Source organism: Bacteroidota bacterium (genome assembly GCA_018698135.1).
Classification (GTDB): domain Bacteria; phylum Bacteroidota; class Bacteroidia; order CAILMK01; family JAAYUY01; genus JABINZ01.
In genome coordinates this window covers 1-25,983 of the sequence record JABINZ010000128.1, presented here as the reverse complement: position 1 = coordinate 25,983, position 25,983 = coordinate 1, and the positions used below count along the sequence as shown (strand labels likewise).

Below are 25,983 nucleotides of genomic sequence, written 5' to 3'. Positions count from 1 at the left end.
GCTATTATTTTTCGTTAAGCTTTAAAAGCACCTTCGTTTTAATTTCTTCAAATAATTCAGGATTGTCTTTCAACAGGCTCACAACACTATCGCGCCCTTGCCCCAGTTTTGTTTCTCCATAGCTATACCAAGAACCGCTTTTCTTAACAACATCAAAATCTGCAGCGAGGTCAACTATTTCCCCTTCTCTGGAAATTCCTTCTCCATAAATAATGTCGAATTCAGCGAGTCTGAATGGTGGTGCAACTTTGTTTTTTGCAACCTTTACACGCGTTCTATTTCCTAAAAATGCATCTCCAGATTTTAGGGTTGCAATCCTTCGTATATCCAGGCGAACTGATGCATAAAACTTTAGTGCATTACCGCCCGTGGTTGTTTCGGGATTACCATAAACAACTCCAATTTTGTCACGTAGCTGATTAATAAAAATGCAAATACATTTTGTTTTGCTTATTGAAGCCGTTAGTTTTCGTAAAGCCTGCGACATCAAGCGAGCTTGTAAACCCATTCGAGAATCGCCCATATCTCCTTCTACTTCTGCTTTGGGTACCAAGGCAGCTACAGAGTCAATTACGATAATATCGATGGCTCCTGAGCGGATTAAATGATCCGTAATATCAAGTGCTTGCTCTCCATTATCTGGTTGGGAGATTAATAGATTATCAATATCAATTCCTAAATTTTCTGCATAAATTTTATCAAATGCATGTTCTGCATCAATGAAAGCTGCTAAACCACCTTTTTTTTGTGTTTCAGAAATAGCATGCATAGCCAGCGTTGTTTTTCCTGATGACTCGGGGCCATATATTTCAACGACTCTTCCCCTGGGCAAACCACCCACACCTAGTGCGATATCAAGACCCAAAGAGCCAGTTGAGATCGCTTCAACTTTCGTAATAGCATCATCACTCAGTTTCATAACAATACCTTTACCATATTGTTTTTCTAAAGAGGATATTGTAAGATTTAATGCCTTTTCTTTTCCTGAATTGTCAGTTGTCATATTTATATTTTTTGCTATTTCGAATTAATATTGAGTTGCAGTAGCTGAAAGCTTAAACCGCTAAATTACAATTTTTTATGATAAACTATTGAAGAGGAGTTCGAAAAAAAACGAAAGCTTTGGCAGGATTAACGTTCGACAAAAATCTGACAGATAAGTTAGATGTGTTTATTTTTGAAATACTTACAAACTGGGGTAGCAGGACAGTGCTCGCATTTGGGTTTTCTTGCCTGACAAATATAACGCCCATGTAGAATTAACCAATGATGGTAGTCATGTAGCTTTTCAGTTGGAATTATTTCAAGCAATTGTTCTTCAACTTGTAATGGTGTTTTTGATGCTTTGACCAAACCAATTCGTTGAGCAACGCGAAAGACATGTGTGTCAACAGGCATTGTCGGAATATCAAAAGCTACAGAGGCAACTACATTTGCTGTTTTGCGGCCCACACCAGGCAATTTTTGCAAATCAACAAGCGATTTAGGAATCTCTCCATTAAAACTATCCATAACAGTTTTTGCCATTCCAACTAAATGCTTGGCTTTGTTATTAGGATAACTACAACTTTTAATAAAGAAAAAGACTTCTTCAACCTTTGCATTTGCCATGCTCTCAAGAGTTGGGAAATGGTCAAATAATGCAGGGGTAATCAGATTCACTCTTTTATCGGTACACTGTGCCGACAAAATTACGGCAACTACAAGCTCATAAGGATTAACATAATCCAGTTCCGTTTCAGGAACCGGATCATGCTTCTCAAATATGTCTATTAGCTTTAATGCAAGTTCTTTCCGTTTTTGCATAGAATATAGCTAACGTGTTTGGTCAAACTAATGATTTATTTTTCAGGAATAGCTTCAAGAGTAGCGACTAAGAAATTCCAGAATTTTCCTACTGTCTCAATATTTACCTTCTCATCAGGTGAGTGTGGGAAACGAATGGTTGGGCCAAATGAAATCATATCCCAATTTGGATAACCATCTCCTAGAATACCACATTCCAAACCAGCATGAATAACTTTTACTTCAGGAATTTTACCATAATTTTTGTTATAAACATCACTCATCGTTTTGAGAATAGGAGAATCCATATTGGGTTTCCAACCTGGATATTCGCCTTTAAGTGTTACCGCTGCTCCAGCTAATTCAAATAAGGCAGTCATGCGTTGTGCCAAGTCTTTTTTGGCTGAATCTACTGAACTTCTCATGAGGTTCATTACCTCTGCTTTACCACTACCGATATTGTAAATTGCCATATTGGTTGACGTTTCAGGAACACCAACACCATCACTCATTCTTATAACACCATGAGGGCAGGCGTATACAGCATTTAAAATTCTGCTTTGGTCGGCATCTGCCATCACTTTTGCAGGCATATCTGTAGCTATTAATTCAAGACTCATATTTGGCTCAGTGACTGAAAGTTCAGCTTTTGCTGTAACGCTATATTTTTCGAAACAAACCTTAACATCTTCAACTTTGTCAGATGGCACTACAACTATAGCGAATGATTCTCTTGGTATAGCATTTCTAAGGCTTCCACCTGTAACCGTTGCGACTTTTAAGCCATGCTCTCTTTGTGCATGCCACAAGAAACGGTTTAATACTTTATTTGAATTGCCTCGACCTAATGGAATATCCATTCCTGAATGTCCACCTTTAAGACCGGTAACTTTAATTTCAAAAGCAGTATATCCTGCAGGGACACTCTCTTCATTATATGTAAATTGAGCTTCACAATCTTCACCACCAGCGCAACCAACATACAGTTCGCCTTCGTCTTCTGAGTCCATATTGATGAGAATATCACCAGCTAAAATACCAGGTTCTAATCCAAAAGCACCTGTCATGCCTGTTTCTTCATCAATTGTAAATAAGGCTTCAATAGCAGGATGTACTAAGTCAGTTGCTTCTAAAACAGCCATTGCAGCAGCAACACCCATTCCGTTGTCAGAGCCCAATGTGGTTCCATTTGCAGTTACCCAACCATCTTCAATCATTGTTTCGATTGGATCAGTTTCGAAGTCGTGATCTTTATCTGAGTTTTTTTGTGGAACCATATCGAGGTGGCCTTGTAAAACAACTACCTTTTTGCCTTCCATACCTGAGGTTGCAGGTTTTTTGATTATCACATTTCCCACCTTGTCAACAATTGTTTCAAGACCAAGGTCTTCACCAAATTTCTTCATGAATTCAATGATGCGTTCTTCTTTTTTAGAAGGACGAGGAATTTGAGTCAGGCTGTAAAAATGTTTCCAGATTGCCTTAGGCTCCAGATTTAATATTTCGTTACTCATATGCTATATTTTAAATGTTAGTGAGTTTATATTAAACAAAATACCTGCCTTTAATTAAAAGCAGGTATTTCAAATTATTTATTTCAAAAGCTATTTTTTAATATTCGGTAACTCTAAACCATAGCCTTTTCGTTTATCCTCTGCTTTAAGCCAGAATGCAATAAAAAGTGCTAAAAATGTTAGAGCAACAAAAATGGTCCAGGTTTTTTGATAATTATAGTTAAGCTTTATTTTGCTTTCCTTAACTATTTCCATACCCTTGCTAATAGCAACTTCTTCTAATTTATTCAAGGCTGCTAAATCTTTTTCATCAATTTCACTAATATCTGTAATATCCATTGTTGATACATACTCATTGACCACAAGTTCAATTTCAGTTGAAATTTTTTGTTTTAGTGCCTCTTTATCGTATTCTATGACTTCTTCCTGAGGTGATTCTGCAATTACCTTATCAACTAAATCTCCTCCAGATGATTTGGCTAATATTTTAATGGCAGCCAGATCAATTACATTTCCTTTTGCATCTGTTACTCCAATAAACGGACTGTCCTCCAAGGCAGTAGTGTAGGCTTCTGCATAGGTGTCAATAACCAGCGTTTTATCAGGAACAATGGTTGGGTTGGTAGAGTTTAAAACGATTCCTACTAATAATGGAATACCCCAAAGCCCAAAATTCTGAACCCAAAAGATTAGTGCAAATGCACTTCCCAATTGTTTTTCAGGAATAATTTTTGGAACTGATGGCCACATTGCTGATGGTACTAAAGAAAATGCAATTCCCAGTAGCAGAACATTAAAGAATGCAACAACAACACTGTCAACAAATGGAAGATAGAATATTGCGTGAACGACAATCAACAACACAGCACCAATAATCATTATTGTGGCGCCTTTCCCCTTTTTATCATAAATACTTCCAAAAAACGGAGTAAGCAACATGGTTCCAAAAGGAACAAGGCTAGGTAACAATCCTGCCCACTTAACTGAAACACCAAACTTGTTAACCATTAAATCGGGTCCGTATTTATAGAATGGAAAAACGGCAGAATAGAATAATACACAAAGTATTGCAATCAACCAGAAACCACGATTTTTAATAATCAATCCGAGATCAGAAATTTTAAAATCATCTTCTTTAGATTTAATTTTTCCAACATCAAGTTGCTTGTCAAGTTTTCTGTCGATAGTATTATAATAAATGAAGCCCATTAATCCAAGTATCAGGAAAATAATAACAATTAGTATTGTTGTAGGGACATCATATTTATAGGCGATTTTTGCGCCAAATGCTAAAGGTGCAAACGAACCTAAACGAGCAATAGCTACCTGCATTCCCATTGCAAGCGCCATTTCCTTTCCTTTAAACCACTTTGCAACAGACTTTGAAACTGTAATACCAGCGTATTCAACTCCAACCCCAAATAGAGCAAATCCAAATCCTGCCCAAAATACCTGTGTGGTTATTTCAAGTTTTAGAATCGACATGGTTACTTCTGTACTTCCAATTAATCCTTTAAAGGCAGCATATTTAATAATACCACCAGCAATCATTACAAGAACTGAAGCTATAGTGCTAAAGCGAATTCCAAACTTATCCAGTAAAATTCCTACAATGATAAGCATGAAAAGAAATACGTTGAATAATCCATATGCACTGGTAATAAAACCAAAGTCGGAACTATTAATTCCTGATCTCTCCAGAATTGGTTTAAGCGGAGAAATAACTTCGGTAAACATATAACCTGCGAACATGGTAAAAGATAGAATAATCAAAGCAGACCAACGGGCTGACTTAGAGTCTCTAAGTGTTTGTTTAATAATTTCAGTCATAAAGCTGTTTTATAGAATTGTTCTTAAAAAAAAGAAAGCGCTAAAATAAGATTAATAATTGACTCATTCGTTAAAATAGAAGTATTAATCGATCAGATTAGTATATATGTTGTTTTATAAAGTAAATCCGAAAACCATGTATATGCGTTCCCGCTTTGGATTCACAATAAGAGAGGAATAAACTGGCAATGAAAACTTGCCTGAAACAGGAATTTCTCGACTGGCTGTCAATCCAATATTTGTGAATCCGGGTCCATCCAAATAGAATCCTTCTCCTCCTCTCAATATGGCATCTTCAAAATTAACTCCATTGAGATTGAAGCCTGCAAATACATCAATAGTTGTTTTTTTTACTTCGAATGAATACGTTATTTCACAATAAGTTGAATAGCCATTTTTTGTATTCATTTGATGCACACTATCATTGAGATTCCATGTTGAGTCTGAAAATACTTTATCAGCACCATAAACAAATGTGTTTGCAGCAATTGCTATTGGAAATTTCGAAGACCCATTAAATGCCAAATTTGCTTCTAAAACATGTCCTGTGTTATTATTCCAGTTAAAATATCCCTGATCAATACTTGCCATATCGGGAAAGAAATAGTCGGTAATTCCTATGCTAAAAAGCTCATCTAAAAATGAGTAAGAAATATACAAATCAGCTTCCTGATAGCTTCCTGAAACAGCATATGCACCCCAAAATCCAAACTCAAGATTGCCATTTTGAAAAGTTAAACTTGGTTGTATAGATGGAGATCCTCCGAAATCAATTCCTCGCCAAACATATCGACTTACAATATCTGCAGATGGATTAATGTCCCATTTGCTTGAGTCTTGTGCCTGACTGACTGTAGAAAAAGCGAGAAAAATGATTAATAAATTCAGTTTCATGAACCTGATTAATTAAGTGAATCAAGGATGTTTTCATCAACTATGTTGGGTACTGTAACTTTCAAATCTGGATTCAATTCCATAGCTCTTTTTATGGCGAAAATAGCGCCTTCATTTCTGGCCCAACTTCGTCTCGAAATACCATTATTTACATCCCAGAAAAGCATGTTTTTAAGTCTTCTGTCTGCATCTTTACTTCCATCGAGTAGCATTCCAAACCCACCATTGATCACTTCACCCCAACCAACTCCACCACCGTTGTGAATAGAAACCCAAGTTGCACCTCTAAATGAATCGCCAATCACATTTTGGATAGCCATATCGGCTGTAAAACTTGAGCCGTCATAAATATTTGATGTTTCCCTGAAAGGAGAATCGGTTCCAGACACATCATGATGATCGCGACCCAATACAATAGGTGCTGTAATATCACCTGCTTGAATGGCATTATTAAATGCTTCAGCAATTTTCATTCGGCCTTCTGCATCTGCATATAGAATTCGGGCTTGTGAGCCAACTACAAGTTTGTTTTCCTGTGCTCCTCTAATCCACTGAATATTATCAGCCATTTGCTGCTGAATATCTACTGGAGAGTTCTTCATAATTTCTTCTAAAACTTCACAGGCAATACTATCTGATTTTTGAAGATCCTCTGGTTTACCAGAAGTACAAACCCAACGGAAAGGCCCAAATCCATAATCAAAACACATGGGACCCATTATATCCTGAACATAAGAAGGATATTTAAAAGTGATTCCATCCTCAGCCATGATATCTGCACCAGCACGGGATGCTTCCAGTAAAAATGCATTTCCATAATCGAAGAAATAGCTTCCTTTTGCCGTATGTTTATTAATGGCATCTGCATGACGCCTTAAACTTTCCTGTACTTTTTCTTTGAAAAGTGATGGATTTTCAGCCATCATTTTGTTTGATTCTTCGAGGCTTAATCCGGCAGGATAATAACCACCATCCCATGGATTGTGCAGGGATGTTTGATCTGATCCCAATTCAACATATATATTTTCCTGATCAAATTTTTCCCAAACATCGACTATGTTTCCGTTATAGGCTATTGAAACAACCTCTTTTTCCTCTTTTGCTTTTGTAACTCTAATGCAAAGCTCATCAAGGTCTGAAATAACTTCATCAACCCATCCCTGCTCATGGCGTTTCCATGTGGCATCTGGATTTACTTCGGCCGTAACAGAAACAACGCCTGCTATATTTCCTGCTTTGGGTTGAGCTCCACTCATGCCGCCCAATCCAGCGGTTAAAAATAACTTCCCATAGGTTCCCTTATCATCAATTTTCCTACATGCATTCAAAACAGTAATGGTAGTTCCATGAACAATTCCCTGAGGTCCGATATACATATATGAGCCCGCAGTCATTTGTCCGTATTGTGAAACGCCTAATGCATTGAATTTATGCCAATGTTCAGGTTTAGAGTAATTTGGAATCACCATTCCATTTGTTACGACAACCCGAGGAGCATCTTTGTGTGAAGGAAACAAACCCATTGGATGACCAGAATACATGGTTAACGTTTGCTCTTCTGTCATTTCAGCCAGATATTTCATGGTGAGTAGGTATTGCGCCCAATTCTGAAAAACAGCCCCATTGCCTCCATAGGTAATGAGTTCGTTGGGATGCTGTGCAACCGCATAATCAAGATTGTTGTTGATCATGAGCATAATGGCTGCAGCTTGTTGGCATTTTGCAGGATAATCTCCTATGGGTCTGGCTTTTATCTCGTAGGTTGGACGAAAACGATACATATAAATGCGACCATAATTTTTCAATTCTTCTGCAAATTCCTTGGCCAATATTTCGTGATGTTTTGCTGGAAAATAGCGTAATGCATTTTTTAATGCCAGTATTTTTTCTGTATCTGATAAATAGTCAGGACGGTTTGGTGCATGGCTAACCTTTTCATCAATTCCCGGATGTGTTGGTAATTCCTCTGGAATTCCTGTTAGAATTGCTTGCTGAAACTTACTCAAATTCATCTTCTTTTATTTAAAACCGATTCATTTTTCAGGACGAATTTAAATAACTAATCATGTAATAATGAAAGCATTTGCTAATTTTGAAAGACTTTTAATCAACATTTATAGCAGGTCAATGAGCAAAAAGAAAAAGAACAAATCCAAACCTCTGGGAGGAATTATGTATTCAACAGATCCTGATTTTGAATATGATAATTTGAATGAGGAAGACGAGGAAACACTTGCACCTCAACAACAAAATTTAAAAGTTCTGCTTGATAGGAAACAAAGGGGAGGCAAGGTTGTTACACTTGTAACGGGCTTTATTGGCAGCGAAGATGATTTGACCGATTTAGGAAAAACGCTCAAAAGCAAATGTGGAACAGGCGGTAGTGTGAAAGATGGAGAGATACTGGTACAGGGTGAAAAGCGTGACAAGGTAATGCAGTTACTTTTGGATATGGGCTTTAAGGTGAAAAAGGCTGGAGGGTAAATTGTCTTAAACTATGATTATTATGATTGAATGAATACTATGATTAAAAAGGAATATCCTGATAGTGACTTGACAGGTAAAATCATTGGTTGTGCAATGGAAGTTCACAAAACTCTTGGAAATGGTTTTCAAGAAGTTATTTACCAAAGGGCATTGGTGATTGAAATGGCTGAGCAAGGATTGGAATTTGAGCGTGAGTTTGAAATGGATATTAATTATAAAGGTGAACATATCGGTACCAGAAGAGTCGATTTTTTTGTTGAGGGGAAAATCATGGTAGAGTTAAAAGCAGTAATTCAGCTTGAAGATGTGCACTTGGCTCAAGCAATTAATTATCTTGAGGCTTATGGGATGAGTATTGGCTTGCTTATTAATTTCAGCAGCAGGAGTTTGCAGTTTAAGCGGGTTATGAAGCCAGGCAAAACATCTAAACTATAATTTTAATGATTGAATGAATACTATGATTATTAAACCATGATATACACTAATTCATGGACGATCTGAAATGACAAATTATTCGAAAACTGCTATTGAAGCAGTTATTTTTAATGAATAATAAGAATCATAGCTCATCAAATAATCATGTAAATCATAGTATAAGACAAAAGGGAAAATCAGTCTCTTTTATACATATGATGCTGATCAACAGTGGCTTTATAAATAGCGTGTGTAAGTAATTCAATTTCGAGTTTTGAAAGCACTTTTTTCAAATCTTTATACGAAACCCAGAATAAATCAATTTCTCCTTTGGTATATAATTTTTCTCGTAATGCCAGAGCATTAAGCTCTGATGTATAAGAAAAGTCTTGTTTATTAAAATGCAAAGTTTCTGATATTGAATTTAGTTTTAATTCAGCATTATGATTTGTAGTGACTAATGTCGAATCAATTTCATCATTGAGGTGTTCTGGAATACGATATCCATAAACGTCTTCCGTTCCCCGATAAAATAACTCCATTGCAGTATAAACAGAATCGAGATCAACGGAAGTATATGCTGGACATTTTAGCTTGAATGCTGCGCTGTAAATCAGCAAGTTCTGGTCGAAAAGGGTGTTTGTTCCAATATAATCTTCTAAATCAATCTTTCTTTTCGTTCTAGAACTTAAAACTTTTGAATCGGAGTAAACATATTGGGTTTCCTTAAAAATGGCTTGCTTGAATAGTATTATTTCAGAATTGTTGAGTACTTTGTTGAGCTCTCTTAAATTTATCCAGAATAGTGGTTTTGTCCCCAAATTCTGTCCAGCAATTATAAGGTTACAAGCAGGAGCAAAAGCATAAAAATTAGCTCCAAATTGATTCTTTTTTGTATTCAACCACCATTGTTCTGCAATGTAGCTTCCACGAATCTGTTCTGTGCTAAAAGGATTAAGCAGGATTGAATCGTAGCAATAATCTGGATTTTCTTGATCAGGACAAATTTCGACAATGCATTCAACTCCACCAGCACCCTTTCGTTCTTCTGGTGAATAGGTTTCGATTAATTTTTCGGTTTTGTATGCATTAATTTTTCCTGAAATAGCAGCATAATAAATACGTGTGTTGAATTCATCTATTGTTTTTCGACCAAGAAAATCGTCTAAGTTTATTTTTCGTGAGCTTAGTTGCTGGGCAACAAGGTTATTGCATAAAAAAACTAAAACAAGCTGGAGGACAATTGCCTTAAAAATGAAGCTGTATTTTAATTTATGAATGTGCATACTTTATTTTCAGAATTAGTCTTTATGAAATTTATGCTGATCAACAGTTGCATTGTAAATAGCTTTTGTGAGTCCGCTTATTTCATACTTTTTAAGTGCTTTTTTCAAATCAGTATAAGCGAAATAACAAATATCAATTTGTATATCTGGAGTTACATACAGTAATCCAATAGAACGAATGTTGTATTTATAAGAAAACCTTATCTTATCAAAGATAATCTGCTCAGAAATTATAAATGATTCTATTTCTTTTGGATTCCAAAATTTAGTATATAAAGTGTCAAATCCATAATCTGGATATTCAGGATCGGGATAAAATCTGTCGTATTCCTTGCTACCCCTGTTTTTCAGCGCTTTTATATCATACGCAGAATCAAGAGCAATAGTTTTATAGGAAGGAATATCTTGGTTAAGTGCTGCAGAGTAAAGGCTTGAATTATATTCCTGAAAAGTAAATTTGCCAATATAGTCATTAGGCGAAAGGAGTCTTTTTGTTATTGCGCTATTTTCGTCAAAATCATTGTAAAAGGAAAGTGTTTCATTAAACAATGCATCCATGAACAGTTTGAGCTCATCAGGATTCAATATTTTAGCCAGGTCATCTAAATCTATCCAGAACAATGGTTGTTCTCCTAAAGCATATCCTGCATAGGTTAAATTATGCATAAGTGCAAAAGAGTGGTATTCAACAAATATTTGTTTTTTCTTTAAATCAAATGCCCATTTCTCGGCAATGAGGTTTCCAATTAAATCATCTGTCCTAAACTCATTGACTATTGTTGAATCATAGCAATCATTCGGATATTTTGGCTCTGGACAAACTTCTATCCAATCTGTCCATTCACCCAAGCTATTAAGTTCTTCGATCGTATAACTATTGACAAGCGTGTCCGTTTTGTAGGCCTTTATTTTTCCTGACAAGGCTTCATGATAAATAAGTGTATTGAGTTCATCAACTGTTTTTTGGCCGAGATAATCATTCAAATTAATTTTTCTGTATGTTAATTCCTGGGCAGTAAGCTGATTAATAAACAAATGGAGTATAAGTAGAAAAGCGAATTTTCGGAACATATTTTATTTTTCTAAACGCTTGATATGAAAAAATGGTATATTTTAATCCAATAAATATATAATAAAACACAAAACAAACGTTATAAAAGCATCAAAATAAATCTGGATTCGTGAAAAACTACCTGGCTTTTGTTTTAATTCTATTCTTGTTTAGTCCATCTCATGCACAAACTGCAGATTCGTTTTTCATTCCACCACCTGTAATTTCAGTCAAACTGCTTAATTTAGTTTATCTGGATATCGATAATCCTATTTCAATAGCTGTAATGGGAGTTCTTCCTGAGCATATCATTGCAGAATCGTCCATAGGAATATTAAAAGGAGAAAAAGGGGAATATTCGCTTCATATAAAAGATGATGGTCAGGTTTTTTCTAAAGTTGAAATCAAGGTTTATGTGACAACAGCAAACAATATTAAATATGTGTGCTCAAAGTATTTCAGGATAAGGCCAATTCCAAAGCCTACAATTTATTTTGGCTCAACATATCCATATTCTGGAGAAATTCGAATAAGAAATTTTGTTGCCCTTCGTTTAGAAGATTTCCCATTTGATCTAAGTTTTATGGTAGATAAGTTTGAATTTATTTATCAACCTAAAAATGGGTTTGCAAGCATATACAAAAGCAAAAGTCACATGCTTACCGATGAAATGAAAAAATCATTTGACAATCCTAAAAGAGGCGATAAATACATAATTGCCAATGTTTGGTATTCGGCCCCGGGGTTGCCAAGCAGACTTATTCGCGAGCCACATATTATAGAAGTGCGATGAGATCTCTGGTTTGTTATATTGTCCTTACTGCTTTAATTATCGGAAATAGTTATGCTCAGGAACTGGATTCCTCAGTAAGTTATAGTTGTGTAGTTTCTGCTTCTAAAATGAATGCAGTTTATCTCGGCCTTGATAATACTTTGTCAGTCAGTGTTCCAGGATATTCAAATGATCAGATAAAAGTGAAAACTAATCAAGGAACATTGACAGGAGAGAATGGCCAATATATTCTTAAAGTTAAAGATACAAGAGGGAAGGTTAGAGAGGCTGTATTAAGTGTTTATGTAAATATAAACGACAGTTTTTATTTTGCAGGAAATAGCTCTTTTAAAATTAAAAAAGTATTGCACCCATATCCTTGTTTTGGTTCAAAAAGTGGAGGAACAATAAGCCCCGAGGAAGTTAAAACAGTAAAAGAAATCACTATTAAACCTGATTATGTTTTGGATGGAATAACCTATACCGTTGATAAATTTAAATTTGTTATTCAACCTGTTGAAGGCCTTGCCCAGTTTATTCCTTGTGATAGCGCTGCAATATCAGAAGAAATTATTGCAGTACTCTCAAATGTTAAAAAAGGGGATATTTTGATATTCTCTAACATTTATGCGCATTATAATAACAACTCAACAAAACAATTGCCAGGAGCTATTGTATTAACCGTAGAATGAAAAGCATCTGTTTATACGAATAACCCAATTTAAACGTTATTTTTTGTATATTTACATATTAAAAATTTGTAAAGGTTTGTGTGAACTAAATACACGATTATGAAAAAGTTATTTCTTGCCTTACTCACATTCATTCTGTTTTCTTCTGTAATTTTTGCCCAACCAGCTTTAGCACCAAAAGCAGTAATTGCGGCAGAAGCTGTTAGCATTGTTTATATTGGTTTGGAAAACCCCATCAATGTATCAGTTCCGGGCTATCAGTTTGATCAAATTGAACTGAAAACAGATTTTGGACTGCTAACAAAAAAAGATGGACAGTATTTTTTGTCTGTAAAAGATTCGAGACAGAAAATTTGGAAACTGACCATTTCTGTATTTATTAAAGAAGACTTAAAGTTAACTCCTGCTGGGAAAAAAGAGTTTAATATTCTCCGGGTTCCAAATCCAACACCTGTTTTGAATGGCTATGCTGGTGGAGAAATCAGACAAGCCAAATTGAAGGATATGGATTCAGTATATGTGGACATGGATTGGTTCTATTATAGAGATATCCTTTTTCAAGTAACATCATTTGAAATCATTATACAAAAGACAGATAATACAAGTACATCCTACCAGCATAAAGGAACTCAATTGTCACAAGAAGTCAAGGAAGTTATTTATGGGCTTGAAGCCGGATCAGTGATTATTGTCAGTAGAATATTTGCAGATATTGCAACCAAAGGAAACAGGCAACTTCCCGGCTCAATTGTGTTATCAGTTGTCGAATAAAAATTACAATTATGAAAAAGATACTATTTGCTTTAATCGCCTTTTCTCTGGTTTTTTCAAGTGCTAATGCACAGTTTAAGGGAAAGTCCAGAATTATTAATCATAGCGGAGATGCGCTTTATGTTGGATGGAACAACAAGCTGGAACTCAAAAACAAGAAAATCAATGCAGCAAATGTAAAAGTCATTTGCAATCAGGGAAAAGTCACATTTGAGAAAGGGCTTTTTGTCATTCATATTCCCAAGACGAAGGAGAACCAGAAAAAAGTGGCAATAATTACTTTTTTCAAAGTCAAAAATGACAAAAATATTATTATTTGTCGAGTAAAATACCCTATTAAAAACATTTCAGGTCCAACTGTAACTTTTGGTGGAGAGTCAAAGGGGGAGCTTAGTATCGACAATGTTAAAAATGTGACTGAATTAACCGTTAACCTAGAAGGCCCGAAAGATTTAAACTATAAAATCTCGAAATATAAATTCGTTTATCAACCTAAGGAAGGACCAGCATCATTTTATCCATGTAGTAGTGCAAAGTTGCATAAATCAGCTCTTAACATGCTCAAGGAGCCCAAAGTTGGAGATATAATTATTTGCGCAAACATTTATGTTGAAGTACCAGAAGGTGGGAGCAAGCAATTACCTGGCGCTATCGTTTTGACAGTAAAAGAATAAAAAAAGCCCCATCTACTAAAAGATGGAGCTTAGTTTATTTGAGTTAAAAAACTTTTATTTTATCGGATAATAAACTTCTGTCATCCATTTACTTGGATCAGGTTCTTTACCTGGATCAGTTAAATAAACTTCCCAAGGACCGCCAATTATTTCCAAAGCATTTTCAGCAATATAATCTTCTATTGCATAGTAAACAGGTCCAATTTTTTCGTATGCACCAAAGTGCATGGCTGCTGCCACTTTGCTAGCTTCAATTTGCCCGAAATAGACATTTTCGTCTCCTTTACCAATGTCAGCAACAGGAAGGCAACTTTCAAAAATAATGGTGTCACCATCTTTATCGCTCCATTGTAAATAACGGGAAAATGGAGCGCCTGCCATTTCAATTTTATGAATCGCCATAAACGCCATCATAACTTGAAAATCTTGCCCCATAACTTGGCCAAAAGTATTTTTATCTGTTAATGCATGTTTGATTCCGATGTAGTTAATACCTTCAAAATCTTTTGTTTCAACAGTAACAACTACTGCCTTTTCTTTTGGTTTTGCCTCACACAGTGCCTGAAGGTTATTCAAGCCATTTTCAAAGGATTTTTTCATTTGTCCTTTTGCTAATAGCATCCAATATCTGGCAATCGGATTAAAACCTACATCGCCTTCAATTGACCAAGTTGCTTTTGTTCCTCCTTCTACTTCTTCCAATACAAATTTATTAAAAGCATGATTATCCATTCCTTCGAACATCAGCTTGCCTTTGCTTAGCTCATTTTCTACAAGCTCAAGTGTTTCCATTGATCCATTTCCCTGACTTTCACTAACCCAGCTTCTCACTTGTCCAACGCCCATTTCGCCAACTACTGTACTTTGCATATTTGTGTCAGCAGCATTCCATGGATCCCATTTTGGCCAGTTGTTATAGTCGGCAACTTCCTCAAATACAGACCATGTGGGAGCATCAATTACTTTTGATTTCTCCGTGTAATAATCACTCGGTAAAAATAAAGAAACAACGAAGAGAATGGCAATAAGTAGTATTAAAACAATTCCAATCCATTTTAACGCTTTCATGTTTGATGATTTTAGTGTTTGATTAATAGTATTGATAAATAATGATTTCTTAATAAAGCAAACTAATATATCCTTTTTCTGAAATAACCTGATCTTCAAATGTTTTTACAGTAACCAGATAAATATAGGTTTCCATATTTTGTAATTTTCCTTTGTAATAACCATCCCATCCAATTTCAGGATCGCTTGTTTCAAAAACAACCTCCCCAAAACGGTTGAATATCTGAAATCCAAGTAACTCTTTAAATCGAACGCCATAGCCTTCAACTTTAACCTGATCGTTTTTTCCATCCCCATTGGGTGTAAATGCGCTTGGAAAATCAACCAAGGCTTCAAGAGGATCAATAACTATTAATTTGGTAATACTATCCAAACAGCCAAAGTCGTTTTGAACGATTAAGGAAACCAGATAATCTCCTGCCATTTTATAATAATGAGCAGCATCTTCGCTCATGGTATCTGCTCCTTCTCCAAAATTCCAAATCCATGAAATAGCATTTGTTGATGAAAAATTTGTGAAATCGATAAGCAGAGGAACAGTTCCGTTGGTATCACTTGGTTGAAAATCAGCTATTACTTGTGAAACAAAAACAAGATCATCCGCTGATTTACGACATGTGCCAGTTGAATCTTCATAGATAAGCTTAGGAAAAAACACACCACCTCTTGAATATGTATGAAGGATAGAATCGATCTGACCGGTTTCAACATAGCCATCGCCAAAATCCCATTCAAACAACTTCACATTTTCTTTTTGTATAAGTGTGAATTTAACAAATTCATAGGTGCAAATTGTATCTGGATCGACCTCAAAATCGGCTAGTGGGCCTTTTACCGTAATATATTTTGTTTTAGAAATGGTATCCACACAGGCAAAAGATGTTATAATATTCAACTGCACATCATATGTGCCCGGCAACTGATAATTATGTGCTGGGTTTTGAATAAAAGAAAGGGCTGTATTATCTCCAAAATCCCATTCCCAATAGATAATATTTGAGGCTATTGACTGATCAGAAAATTTTACCAACAAGGGGTAACAGTTAGAAAATATAGTATCAGCAAAGAAATTCGCAATTACAGAATCTTCAACTTGAATATAATTATTAACAGTTGCTGTATCCTTACACCCTGCAGTATCTGTAACTATTAAGCGAATGCTATATTGCCCTGCTTTTGAATAGATATGCCCAGGAACAATATCTTTTGAACTGCTTCCATCTCCAAATGTCCAATCATAATCTGATAGTATTCCACTTGAGGTATTCACAAATACGGCAGAATCGTGTAAACATAGTGAGTTATCAAGTGTATAAAAACCTGCTGTTGGTTTGCTTGCAAAAATACTGGCAGTTTTCATGATGGTGTCAGCACAACCAGCAGCATTAACAACAATTAAACGTGGGCTAAAAGTTCCACTCTGTACATAGTTATGTGTTGGGTTTTGATTGGTGGAATATTGCCCATTTCCAAAATGCCAATTCCAACTAACAATAGTCGTATCGGAACTGCTTAAATCCGTAAATACAACTTGATCTGGAACACAAATAAAACTATCAGCCTGATAATCGGCTGTGATGCTGGAAACTGTTATAAATTTGGATACACTATCTCGGCAACCGCTAAAATCAATAGCTAACAGATCAACACGATAGGTGCCGGGTTTATTATAGGCATATAAGGGCAAGTAATCGGATGAGGTATTTCCATTTCCAAATTTCCAGTATGTGTTGAAGTTACTACCTGTTTTTAAAACAAATAATATACTATCTCCTACACAAGGAGTTGAATCTGAGAACATAAAATCAGCATCCAGATGACCTATATTGACATCAATTTCATTGGGCCAGGTACATCCTGTGCTGTCATTGTAAGCTTTAGTTTTAACCTTGTAATTGCCATATGCTCCATATGTGTGAGTTAAGGTGTCATTGGTTAAATGATCGAGCTTTAATCCATCGCCAAAGTCAATTTCCCAATGATCAACACCTTTTGGTATTTGAATAAAAGTATAATTAAATGGAGAATCACAAGCAAAGAATGGTAATACAATGGAAACCGGAGCCAATACATAGTTGGAACTATCAACAATCAAGGTATCATAACATCCGTTTTGGCCAACTATAAGCATGGTTTTCATATAGCCTGTATCTACATGCATGTGGTACACGTTTGCCCCTGATCCTGTCATCATATCTCCGAAAGTCCAAAGCCATTCATCATTTGGCTTTCCATTTGGATTTGTTGACATATCGGCAAATAGAACTGAGTCGTGAGCACAATTTGAATCAGGCATTACAATAAAATCAATAATAGGTTTTAATCCTACTTCAATTATTTTATACGTAAAGCTGACGCAACCAGAGTCGTTTTCAATAAATAATGTTGCCTGATATGTAGTATCATCATAAAATGTGTGTGTTGGATTTTGCAGATGTGAAGAATCGCCATCACTGAAATACCATTTCCAACTGATTATAGTCTCGTTTGAAAAACTTTTGTCAGTAAAATTAACCGTTAATGGGGCACAACCACGCATCGTATCGCCTATGAATTCTGCCACAGGTGGTTCGATGTTTACCTGTTTTTTAAATGCAAAAGAATCTGTACATCCGGCTGCTGATTTTACAACCAGGCTTGTTTGGTGTGACCCTACTGTCTGATAACTATAGGTTGGATTCTGGCTATGAGAAGTATCTCCATTGCCAAAATAATATACCCAACTGACTGCGTTTTTTGAAAGATCTGTAAAATCAACTTCAAATGGAATATGACATGTTTGCAAAGGAAACGCACTGTAACCAGCCTCAATATCATCCACTAATATGGTTTTGCTAATGCTATCCTTGCAATTGCCGGTATTTTCAACCTTTAACTTAACAACATAGGTTCCGGGATTAAAATAGATATACTTTGGGTTTGGAACAGTGGTTGTATTTCCATCACCAAAACTCCAAAAATAACTATTTGCACCATTTGATGCATCATTCATAGCAACCAATACGCCTGGGCAAATCGAGTCGTTATCGGGTTTAAAACTAGCTTTGATACTATTTATTTTTACAAAACTATTTTCAATAATTGAGTCTGAACATCCATTCTGATCAGTTACGACCAGTTTAACGTTATAAGTTCCTGAAGTTAAATAGGTATAGGTTGTGTCTTTGCTATTAGCGGTGTTTCCATCACCAAAGTCCCATCGATATGTTAATGTTCCATTGCCTGTGGAAGAATTTGTAAAAGTAACGGCAGCAGGAATACTGCAATATGTGCTTGTGTTGACACTAAACTGGGGTTTTGGCTTTGAATTAACAGTAATATAGCTTGTATAAACCCGTGTGTCTGAACAGCCATTAATATCCACAACATGCAAAGAAACATTATATACACCCGATGTACTATAGGTATAGGTCGGGTTTTTAGCAGCTGAAATTCCGCCATCGCCAAAATCCCATGTCCATTTCGATACTACACCATCTCCTTCAATGCTTTGATCAGAAAAACCAATGGTAAAAGGAACACAACCATTTGTAGCAGAAGTTGCGGTTAGATTGGCTGTAGGGTTTTTGAAAACAGTTATATATGCAGTTTTTGATATTGTATTTGATCCACTGGAATTTGTTGCTTTTAAAGAGACTGTATAGCTTCCACTCACGGTATAAGATACTTGTGGATTTTGAAGGGTGGAGGTGTTTCCATTGCCAAAATCCCAAAACCAAGTAGTTGGCCCACCAGTTGATTGATCTGTAAATGAAACAACAATAGGATTACATCCGGAAACGATATCTGAAGTAAATTTAGCAATGGGCTGAGCTTGGACAATACTAACTTGCAAAATAACAATACAAGAAATAACTATTCTTGTGTAAAAAATACTTTTTTTATTTTGCATTGTTGAAAAGCTGAAAATTGATGAAAGCCTGAGATTATCTATATTTGTATAACAAATATACTAAATTATTGAGATACCGAATTCATATCATATCTATCAGTTTGTTGGCATTATTGGCATTTAGTGTTCGATCTCAGGATGTTCATTTTTCTCAATTCTATGCTTCTCCATTGGTTGTTAATCCAGCAAATTCTGGTCATTATCAGGGTGAACTTCGATTAGCCGATATATATCGTACTCAATGGTTTACTATGCCTATTCCCTATAGCACAAATGCGATCTCCCTCGATAAAGCAATTTACCTTCGAAAAGAGAAATTTGGAATTGGTTTATTACTCGTAAACGATAAGTCAGGTGATGCTGAATTGGCTGTTAATAAATTGTTTTTAAACTTGGCCTATCATAAATTAGTTCAAAGACAAGAATTTCATATTGGCATTCAAGCCGGAATGGTGAATAAAAATATTTCAGCAAATGCTTTAACTTTTCCTGATCAATATAATAAACTCACCGGTTTTTATGACCCTACTTTTCCCTCTTCCGATACAGGTTCTCCAACAACAATCTATTATCCAGATATTAATGCAGGTATTCTTTGGACTGGTAGCTTTGGGGATTTTAAGCCTGAAGTTGGTGTTAGTTTGTATCACTTAAACACACCGGGAGAAAGTTTTTTTGGAACAGGAAATCAATTGAAGGTTAGGAAATCCTATTACACAATTGCTCGTTTTGATTTGAAAGGCAGACTGGATATTGCACCAACCATACTATTTACTGAACATGCACTGGCATCAGAACTTATTATAGGTATGGGCTTAACCTATGAAATTGGTAAAACAATGGGTGGTTTTCAGCATGTATATGGAGGATTATATTCTAGAAATGGAATTAAAAGAAATTTCGATGCTGCAATTATTCAGACCGGCATCTCATTAAGACATTTTGATATTGGTTTAAGCTATGATTTGAATGTATCAGAATTGAGTACAAGCACACATAATCAGGGGGCAATTGAATTTTCACTGGTTTATAAGAAAATAAGTTCGTTGGCATTTCAGAAATCTATTCCATGCGAACGCTTTTAATATTATTATCAATTGATTATTAATAAGAACATATCTGTTGCGTGGCTGTCAATTATTATTCTATGCATGTCTTTTTCTTCATTTGCACAGGAAAAACCGTCTAAGCTGAAGAAGAAAGCCTTGCTCTATGAAAGGTATGGAGATGTGTATGCCGCCATTGAAAATTATGAAAAATATATTCAACAATCTCCTAACAGGCCCTATACTAGTTTTCATTTAGCCCAACTATACGAAAGAATTCGAGATTATGAGAAAGCCAAAGAATATTATAAGATTGCTTATGATTTAAAGCCAAAGAAATATGCTAAATCATTGTTTCATTATGGTGTTATGTTAAAAATGAATGGTGAGTATGAACTTGCAAAAGAAACCTTGACAAAAGCACGGAAAAAACTAAAAGGAAAAGGCGAAAATGCTCTTTACCGTAAACTTGCACGTAAAGAAATTGATGGCTGTGATTTAGCTCTTGAACAGCTCGAAAAGCCATTAAATGTCCATATCAACAAATTAAATGAAACTGTAAATTTTGATCATATAGACTATTCCCCATTTCCCTTGAATGATTCGCTAATGATTTTTGCATCAGTTCGGGTAAATGAAGTAATTAGGTATTTAGATGATCAAACGAAGGAAAAAGAAATAAGCAGTTCGTTTTATCATGCCAAAAAGATCAATGATATCTGGCAAGGAGGATTTGAAATTAGCGACTCATTCAATATTCCTGGAGCTGATGTTGGCAATGGCGTGCTTTGCCCGCATGGGAATCGATTTTACTTTACAGTATGTAACCAAAATAGTGACAGCAAAAATAGCTGTGCAATTTATTATTCTGAAAAGAAAAAAGGGAAATGGCAATCTCCTAAAATGATCGAAAAACCGATCAATCTGAGGTATTACACATCCACACAACCTGCCGTTGCAATAGAGTCAAAAAGAGGTTATGAAGTGCTCTATTTTGCTTCCGATCGACCGGGAGGTAAAGGGGGCATGGATTTATGGTATAGCGTATTTAGCACCAAAACAAATGCTTTTTCAGCACCAAAAAATATGGGTGGTAAAATCAATAGCCCAGGTGATGAAACAACACCATTTTACGATCTGGAAAATCATCGATTATATTATAGTTCGAATGGTAAAACAAATATTGGTGGACTAGATGTTTTTAAATCAACCGGAGAGCTGAAACGCTGGGAAGAACCGGTTAATTTGGGTTATCCAATTAATTCCTGTGCCGATGATATTTATTATGTGCTGAATCCAGATAATAAATCGGAAGGCTTTTTGGTGTCCAATCGTACAGGAAGCAATATACTACAGAAAATAAGCTGTTGTGATGATATCTACTCATTCAATTATCCTGATTTTATCAATATTATTTTAAAAGGAAATGTAGTTGCAATTGAAGATACCGCAAAGGTTCAATACATAGAAAATCTGATTTCTGAAAGCCCTGATGCCGATATAATGACTGGAGTTCCTGCATTTCAAGCAGTGGTTAGCTTGTATCTAATAAGTCCCGATGAAGAAAATGTTGAGTTTTTAATTAAAAGTGATACCACTGATTTTGAAGGAGCCTACAGTTTTAAATTAGAAAATGGGAATAAGTATAAGATCAGGGTTTCAAAAGATGACTATTTCAGTCGCCAAAGGCAAGTTGAAACATATGAAATTACGCAGACTGACACATTAATTCGAGACTTGTATATTATTAAAATACCCGAGAAGCCATTGGTTATCAGAAATATTTACTATCCTTTCGACAAAAGCTACTTAACGGATAGTGCCAAATCTATTATTGATTCAACCATTCTTATTTTAATGCAGGATAATCCCAAAATTATTGCAGAAATAAGTTCGCATACCGATAGCAAAGGTGCACTTTCATATAATGAAAGATTAAGCCAACGAAGAGCCCAAAGTGTAGTTGACTATCTCATTAAAAATGGAATTGCCAAGGAAAGATTGCAAGCTAAGGGATATGGCGAAACTCAGTCCATCGCGCCAAATGAAAATCCCGATGGCAGCGATAATCCTAAAGGAAGGCAGAAAAACAGGCGCACAGAATTTCGCGTGATTGGTCTACTGCCCGAGTATTCTGAAATAATTTATGAGGAATAGAACGAGTTAATTGTCTCAGATCAAAATACCTGCGTGCACAATTCATTTCATTTTCGTTTAAATTCATATCTTTAGTTCCGTTTGAATATGAACTTAATTGAGTAAAATGAAAAAAATAGTCTTTATTAGTATTGCCTTAATTTTGTCAGTAAGCCTTTATGCATTGAAACCGGAAAGAGAATATGCAGTAACTCCAGCTGATTATGGCATGGATTATAATAATCTGAAAATTAAAACGTCAGATGGAATGATGTTACAAGCCTGGTTATTCAATGCAACAGATAAGCAGTCCAGAAAAGTGATTATTCTCAGTGATGATGGTGATGGAAACATGGCCGATTTAATTGAATTAGCCAGTAACTTTTTATCATTAGGGTATAATGTAGTAACCTACGATTATCGAGGATATGGATCGAGCGATGATTTCCAGATAAATACTAAATTCTTTTTGTATAGCCAGTTTCAAAAAGATCTGGAAGGAGTTATCGACTATATGAGAAGACATTATCCTTCCTTTAAAACAACACATCTTTTTGGCGTTGGACTCGGAGGAGGACTTTCACTGGGTATTGGAGCCAATCGGCCCGAAGTAAGTAAAATAATTGCCGATTCTCCATACATTACTTTTGAACTAACCGAAAAGAGATATATGGAGGTTTATGGCCAAAAAGTGATGATGCCATTAGGTTTTGACAAAACCTGGATGGAACCACTTTATGCATTAGAAGCAAAAGCAAGTGGCCTCACAGGTATTTTTCTCATTAGTGGAGAACTGGACGAATTATTCCAACCTGATGATATGAAAAGCCTGTATAAATTGCGCAAAAGCATCACAAAAATGTATGAAGTGCCAGGCGCTAAAAGAACAACCACCTTTGTTTCAGATAAAGGAGCCTATTTCAAGGAAATTCAGAAGTTTTTAGGATTGTAATAATTCCTACAATTTGATTGAAATAACAGGATTGGATATCGCGCTTTTTGTGATGGGTGGATTATTATTTTCCATCTTTAGTCTGATTGCTATTTTTTCAGCCATTGAAAACGAGTCAAGAGCTCGAAACAGATCTCTTATAATCGCTTTTTCATTATCAGCTATATTTGTTACTGCTGCCTTTCTTGATTCCTCTCCTTATTTTATAATAAGCTGGGCGCTATTGTCTTTGGTTATTCTTTCAGGGATATTGTTTACTGCACCTATTGATAAAAAACACAAAACAACTCCTGATTCTCCCTCTACCAGATATGATGAACGAGATTTGGTTTTTAGTCGTATGAATCTTGAAAAAGGGGATGGCAAATATGAGTCATACTATCAGAATAACCCCAAAAGCAAAACGCTAGATGATCATTGGAGAGAATTACCACCGCTTTTGTCTCCCCAAACAGCTTTTTTCCATTCGTTTTACTCAACAAGGGGAAGAGAAATTTTTGATGAAGTTGATTTGCTTTATGATAAAGTTGATGGAGACATTAGTCATGTCAAACAAAATTTAGACATTGATGAAATAACAAAGGAAGTGCATAAGTATGCCAAAAGGTTGGGAGCAAACCATGTGGCGGTAACAAATCTGAAAGATTATCACCTGTACAGCACCAAGGGAAGAGGTGAGAATTATGGAAAGGAAATACAAAGGCAACATGAGTATGCCATTGTTATGACCGTTGAAATGGACAGAACTTTAAACAAAACAGCGCCTCATGCCCCTACTGTTTATGAATCAGCCAAACGCTATTTGCAATCGGGAGAAATTGCAGTTGCAGTGGCTTCCTATATCAGGCAATTAGGCTATTCAGCACGAGCCCATATTGATGCAAACTATGAATTATTATGCCCTTTGGTTGGGCGTGATGCTGGTCTTGGAGAAATAGGAAGAATGGGTATTTTGATGTCCCCACAATTAGGTCCTCGTATGCGTATTTCTGTGGTCACAACATCTTTGGGTATAAAACCGAATAAACGAAAACGAGATCTGAGCATGTTGGAGTTTTGCCGCTATTGTAAAAAATGCGCTACAAATTGTCCTGCCAATGCAATTCCCCATACCGATATGAAGCAAATAGATGGTGTGAATAGATGGAAAATCAATCAGGATTCCTGTTTCTCATATTGGAAAAAAGTTGGAACTGATTGTGGAAAATGCATGGCTGTTTGTCCGTATTCGCATCCTGACAACTCTTTTCATAGAATGGTGAAGAGATTGATCAGGCGTAATATACTATTTCGTCAAATAGCTGTTTATATGGATGACTTTTTTTATGGGAAATACCCAAAACCCTATCCTATTGAAAAGCTTCCACAGGCATAATTACATTTAGTTTTAACTCCACACTCAACTTCCTATATTTGTATAAAATTAATTTATGAAAAGGCTATTTACATTAGCAGCACTTGCTTATTTCGTGTTTGGAATCTTTGTTTTATTTAGTAGTAAAGAACATGTACATAAAGGAATTGCTTTTGATGCATTGGAATCAGATGTGAATTTACAAGATAGAGTTAGCTGGGAATTGAATCGCTTAATTGATCCTTCCACAGGAAAAATACCTGCGAACATGACATTTAGAGAGATGAAGTTTGCAGAGCAATTACCCAAAAACTATGGAATTGGAACCTATAGAGGAGACGTCTGGGTAAATCGCGGGCCATTCAATATTGGTGGACGCACACGAGCCGCAGCATTGGATATTGAAAACGAAAACATTCTATTTGCTGGTGGTGTATCGGGAGGATTGTGGCGCTCAATTGATGCTGGATCAAGTTGGAGTAAGATTACACCTTCCAACCAATTTTTAAGTATAAGCTCTTTAGCTCAAGACAAAAGAATAGGAAAAACCAACACTTGGTATTATGGAACAGGCGAAGCTTATGGAAATTCAGCTAGTGGATCAGGTGCATATTTTTATGGGAATGGTGTTTATAAATCGATTGACAAAGGATTGACATGGACACAATTGGAATCAACAGTTTCAAATAACACCACTGATTTTGATCCGTGGGATATTACATGGAGAATTCAAACTGATCAATCAAATGATACTCAGGATGTGGTTTATGTCGCAGCGCTAAGACGACTTTATAAAAGTATTGATGGTGGTCAAAACTGGAATTTAGAATTAGGAGGTGCTTCAGGTTCATATTTTACAGATGTTGCTGTTAGTTCAACAGGAGTTGTTTATGCAACGATGAGTAGCGATGGAAACCAAAAGGGAATTTGGCGGTCGGAAGATTGTAGTAATTGGGTGAATATTTTGCCTTTAGATACATTTCCTGCCGAATATGAACGCATTGTTTTAGAAATTGATCCGAATAATGAAAATGTGGTTTATTTTTTAGCCCATACTCCTGGTTTTGGCAAGTTGTCGCTTAACTATAGGGGAAATGAAGACTGGAATAGCTTATGGAAATATCGATACATCCGTGGAAATGGAGCTGATAGCAATGCTATTTGGGAAAATCTTTCGGAGAATATTCCTTCAACAGGCACGGCTAGTTTCGATAATTTCAATGCACAAGGCTCTTATAACTTGGTAGTTAGAGTAAAACCAGACGATTCAAATATGGTGTTTATTGCTGGGACCAATATTTATCGATCTTCAGATGCTTTTACAACGTCTAATCATACGGTTCAATTGGGAGGCTATGGTGTTCA

21 protein-coding genes are annotated in these 25,983 nt (G+C 35.8%); 11 read left to right on the top strand and 10 right to left on the bottom strand.

Annotated features, from left to right (window positions below; all coding sequences use genetic code 11):
* Positions 1-4: 4 nt before the first annotated feature.
* From recA to HOG71_08425, 6 genes are all read right to left on the bottom strand, one after another.
* Entirely contained in the window at positions 5-1,003 is a 999-nt protein-coding gene (gene recA, locus HOG71_08450) for a recombinase RecA (protein ID MBT5990873.1), read from the bottom strand.
* A 158-nt stretch (positions 1,004-1,161) separates the two neighbouring features.
* Complete coding sequence (nth, locus tag HOG71_08445) at positions 1,162-1,806, bottom strand: endonuclease III (GenBank protein ID MBT5990872.1); 645 nt, start codon at positions 1,804-1,806, stop codon at positions 1,162-1,164.
* Between the two features lie 35 nt (positions 1,807-1,841).
* Entirely contained in the window at positions 1,842-3,299 is a 1,458-nt protein-coding gene (locus HOG71_08440; protein MBT5990871.1) for an aminoacyl-histidine dipeptidase, read from the bottom strand.
* Between the two features lie 90 nt (positions 3,300-3,389).
* Positions 3,390-5,129, bottom strand: coding sequence for an MFS transporter (locus HOG71_08435; protein MBT5990870.1), 1,740 nt, complete (start codon positions 5,127-5,129; stop codon positions 3,390-3,392).
* A 114-nt stretch (positions 5,130-5,243) separates the two neighbouring features.
* On the bottom strand, positions 5,244-6,023 hold the full coding sequence (locus HOG71_08430) for a hypothetical protein (protein MBT5990869.1): 780 nt from the start codon (positions 6,021-6,023) through the stop codon (positions 5,244-5,246).
* An 8-nt stretch (positions 6,024-6,031) separates the two neighbouring features.
* Positions 6,032-8,035 (bottom strand): urocanate hydratase, encoded by a 2,004-nt coding sequence (locus HOG71_08425; protein MBT5990868.1) that lies wholly within the window; start codon positions 8,033-8,035, stop codon positions 6,032-6,034.
* Between the two features lie 115 nt (positions 8,036-8,150).
* On the opposite strand from HOG71_08425, the gene HOG71_08420 reads away from it, so the two are divergent.
* Positions 8,151-8,507, top strand: coding sequence for a translation initiation factor (locus HOG71_08420; GenBank protein ID MBT5990867.1), 357 nt, complete (start codon positions 8,151-8,153; stop codon positions 8,505-8,507).
* Between the two features lie 30 nt (positions 8,508-8,537).
* Positions 8,538-8,945: a GxxExxY protein gene (locus HOG71_08415; GenBank protein MBT5990866.1), complete on the top strand. Its 408-nt coding sequence runs from the start codon at positions 8,538-8,540 to the stop codon at positions 8,943-8,945.
* A gap of 176 nt (positions 8,946-9,121) precedes the next feature.
* On the opposite strand, the gene HOG71_08410 is transcribed toward HOG71_08415, so the two are convergent.
* A complete protein-coding gene (locus tag HOG71_08410) occupies positions 9,122-10,210 on the bottom strand; it encodes a hypothetical protein (protein MBT5990865.1) in 1,089 nt (362 codons plus the stop codon).
* A gap of 15 nt (positions 10,211-10,225) precedes the next feature.
* Positions 10,226-11,281, bottom strand: a complete 1,056-nt coding sequence (locus HOG71_08405; GenBank protein MBT5990864.1) for a hypothetical protein — start codon at positions 11,279-11,281, stop codon at positions 10,226-10,228.
* A 110-nt stretch (positions 11,282-11,391) separates the two neighbouring features.
* Here HOG71_08405 and HOG71_08400 point away from each other — a divergent pair, with 110 nt between their 5' ends.
* From HOG71_08400 to HOG71_08385, 4 genes are all read left to right on the top strand, one after another.
* The gene (locus HOG71_08400; GenBank protein ID MBT5990863.1) at positions 11,392-12,054 is read left to right on the top strand and encodes a hypothetical protein; all 663 of its coding nucleotides are present in this window, start codon (positions 11,392-11,394) and stop codon (positions 12,052-12,054) included.
* A complete protein-coding gene (locus tag HOG71_08395; protein ID MBT5990862.1) occupies positions 12,051-12,725 on the top strand; it encodes a hypothetical protein in 675 nt (224 codons plus the stop codon). The genes HOG71_08400 and HOG71_08395 overlap by 4 nt, the downstream gene beginning before the upstream one ends.
* Before the next feature lie 99 nt (positions 12,726-12,824).
* On the top strand, positions 12,825-13,496 hold the full coding sequence (locus HOG71_08390; GenBank protein MBT5990861.1) for a hypothetical protein: 672 nt from the start codon (positions 12,825-12,827) through the stop codon (positions 13,494-13,496).
* Between the two features lie 11 nt (positions 13,497-13,507).
* Complete coding sequence (locus HOG71_08385; GenBank protein MBT5990860.1) at positions 13,508-14,170, top strand: hypothetical protein; 663 nt, start codon at positions 13,508-13,510, stop codon at positions 14,168-14,170.
* A 54-nt stretch (positions 14,171-14,224) separates the two neighbouring features.
* Here HOG71_08385 and HOG71_08380 read toward each other — a convergent pair whose 3' ends face one another.
* A complete protein-coding gene (locus tag HOG71_08380; protein MBT5990859.1) occupies positions 14,225-15,238 on the bottom strand; it encodes a hypothetical protein in 1,014 nt (337 codons plus the stop codon).
* Positions 15,239-15,287: 49 nt separating this feature from the next.
* Positions 15,288-19,130, bottom strand: a complete 3,843-nt coding sequence (locus HOG71_08375; GenBank protein ID MBT5990858.1) for a PKD domain-containing protein — start codon at positions 19,128-19,130, stop codon at positions 15,288-15,290.
* 68 nt (positions 19,131-19,198) lie between these two features.
* On the opposite strand from HOG71_08375, the gene HOG71_08370 reads away from it, so the two are divergent.
* The 5 genes from HOG71_08370 to HOG71_08350 all read left to right on the top strand — a co-directional run.
* Complete coding sequence (locus tag HOG71_08370; GenBank protein MBT5990857.1) at positions 19,199-20,215, top strand: PorP/SprF family type IX secretion system membrane protein; 1,017 nt, start codon at positions 19,199-19,201, stop codon at positions 20,213-20,215.
* A gap of 66 nt (positions 20,216-20,281) precedes the next feature.
* On the top strand, positions 20,282-22,333 hold the full coding sequence (locus HOG71_08365) for an OmpA family protein (protein ID MBT5990856.1): 2,052 nt from the start codon (positions 20,282-20,284) through the stop codon (positions 22,331-22,333).
* Between the two features lie 106 nt (positions 22,334-22,439).
* Entirely contained in the window at positions 22,440-23,264 is an 825-nt protein-coding gene (locus tag HOG71_08360; protein ID MBT5990855.1) for a hypothetical protein, read from the top strand.
* A 13-nt stretch (positions 23,265-23,277) separates the two neighbouring features.
* Positions 23,278-24,639 (top strand): 4Fe-4S dicluster domain-containing protein, encoded by a 1,362-nt coding sequence (locus tag HOG71_08355; GenBank protein MBT5990854.1) that lies wholly within the window; start codon positions 23,278-23,280, stop codon positions 24,637-24,639.
* A gap of 55 nt (positions 24,640-24,694) precedes the next feature.
* On the top strand, positions 24,695-25,983 hold a 1,289-nt coding region (locus HOG71_08350; GenBank protein MBT5990853.1), incomplete at its 3' end, for a hypothetical protein.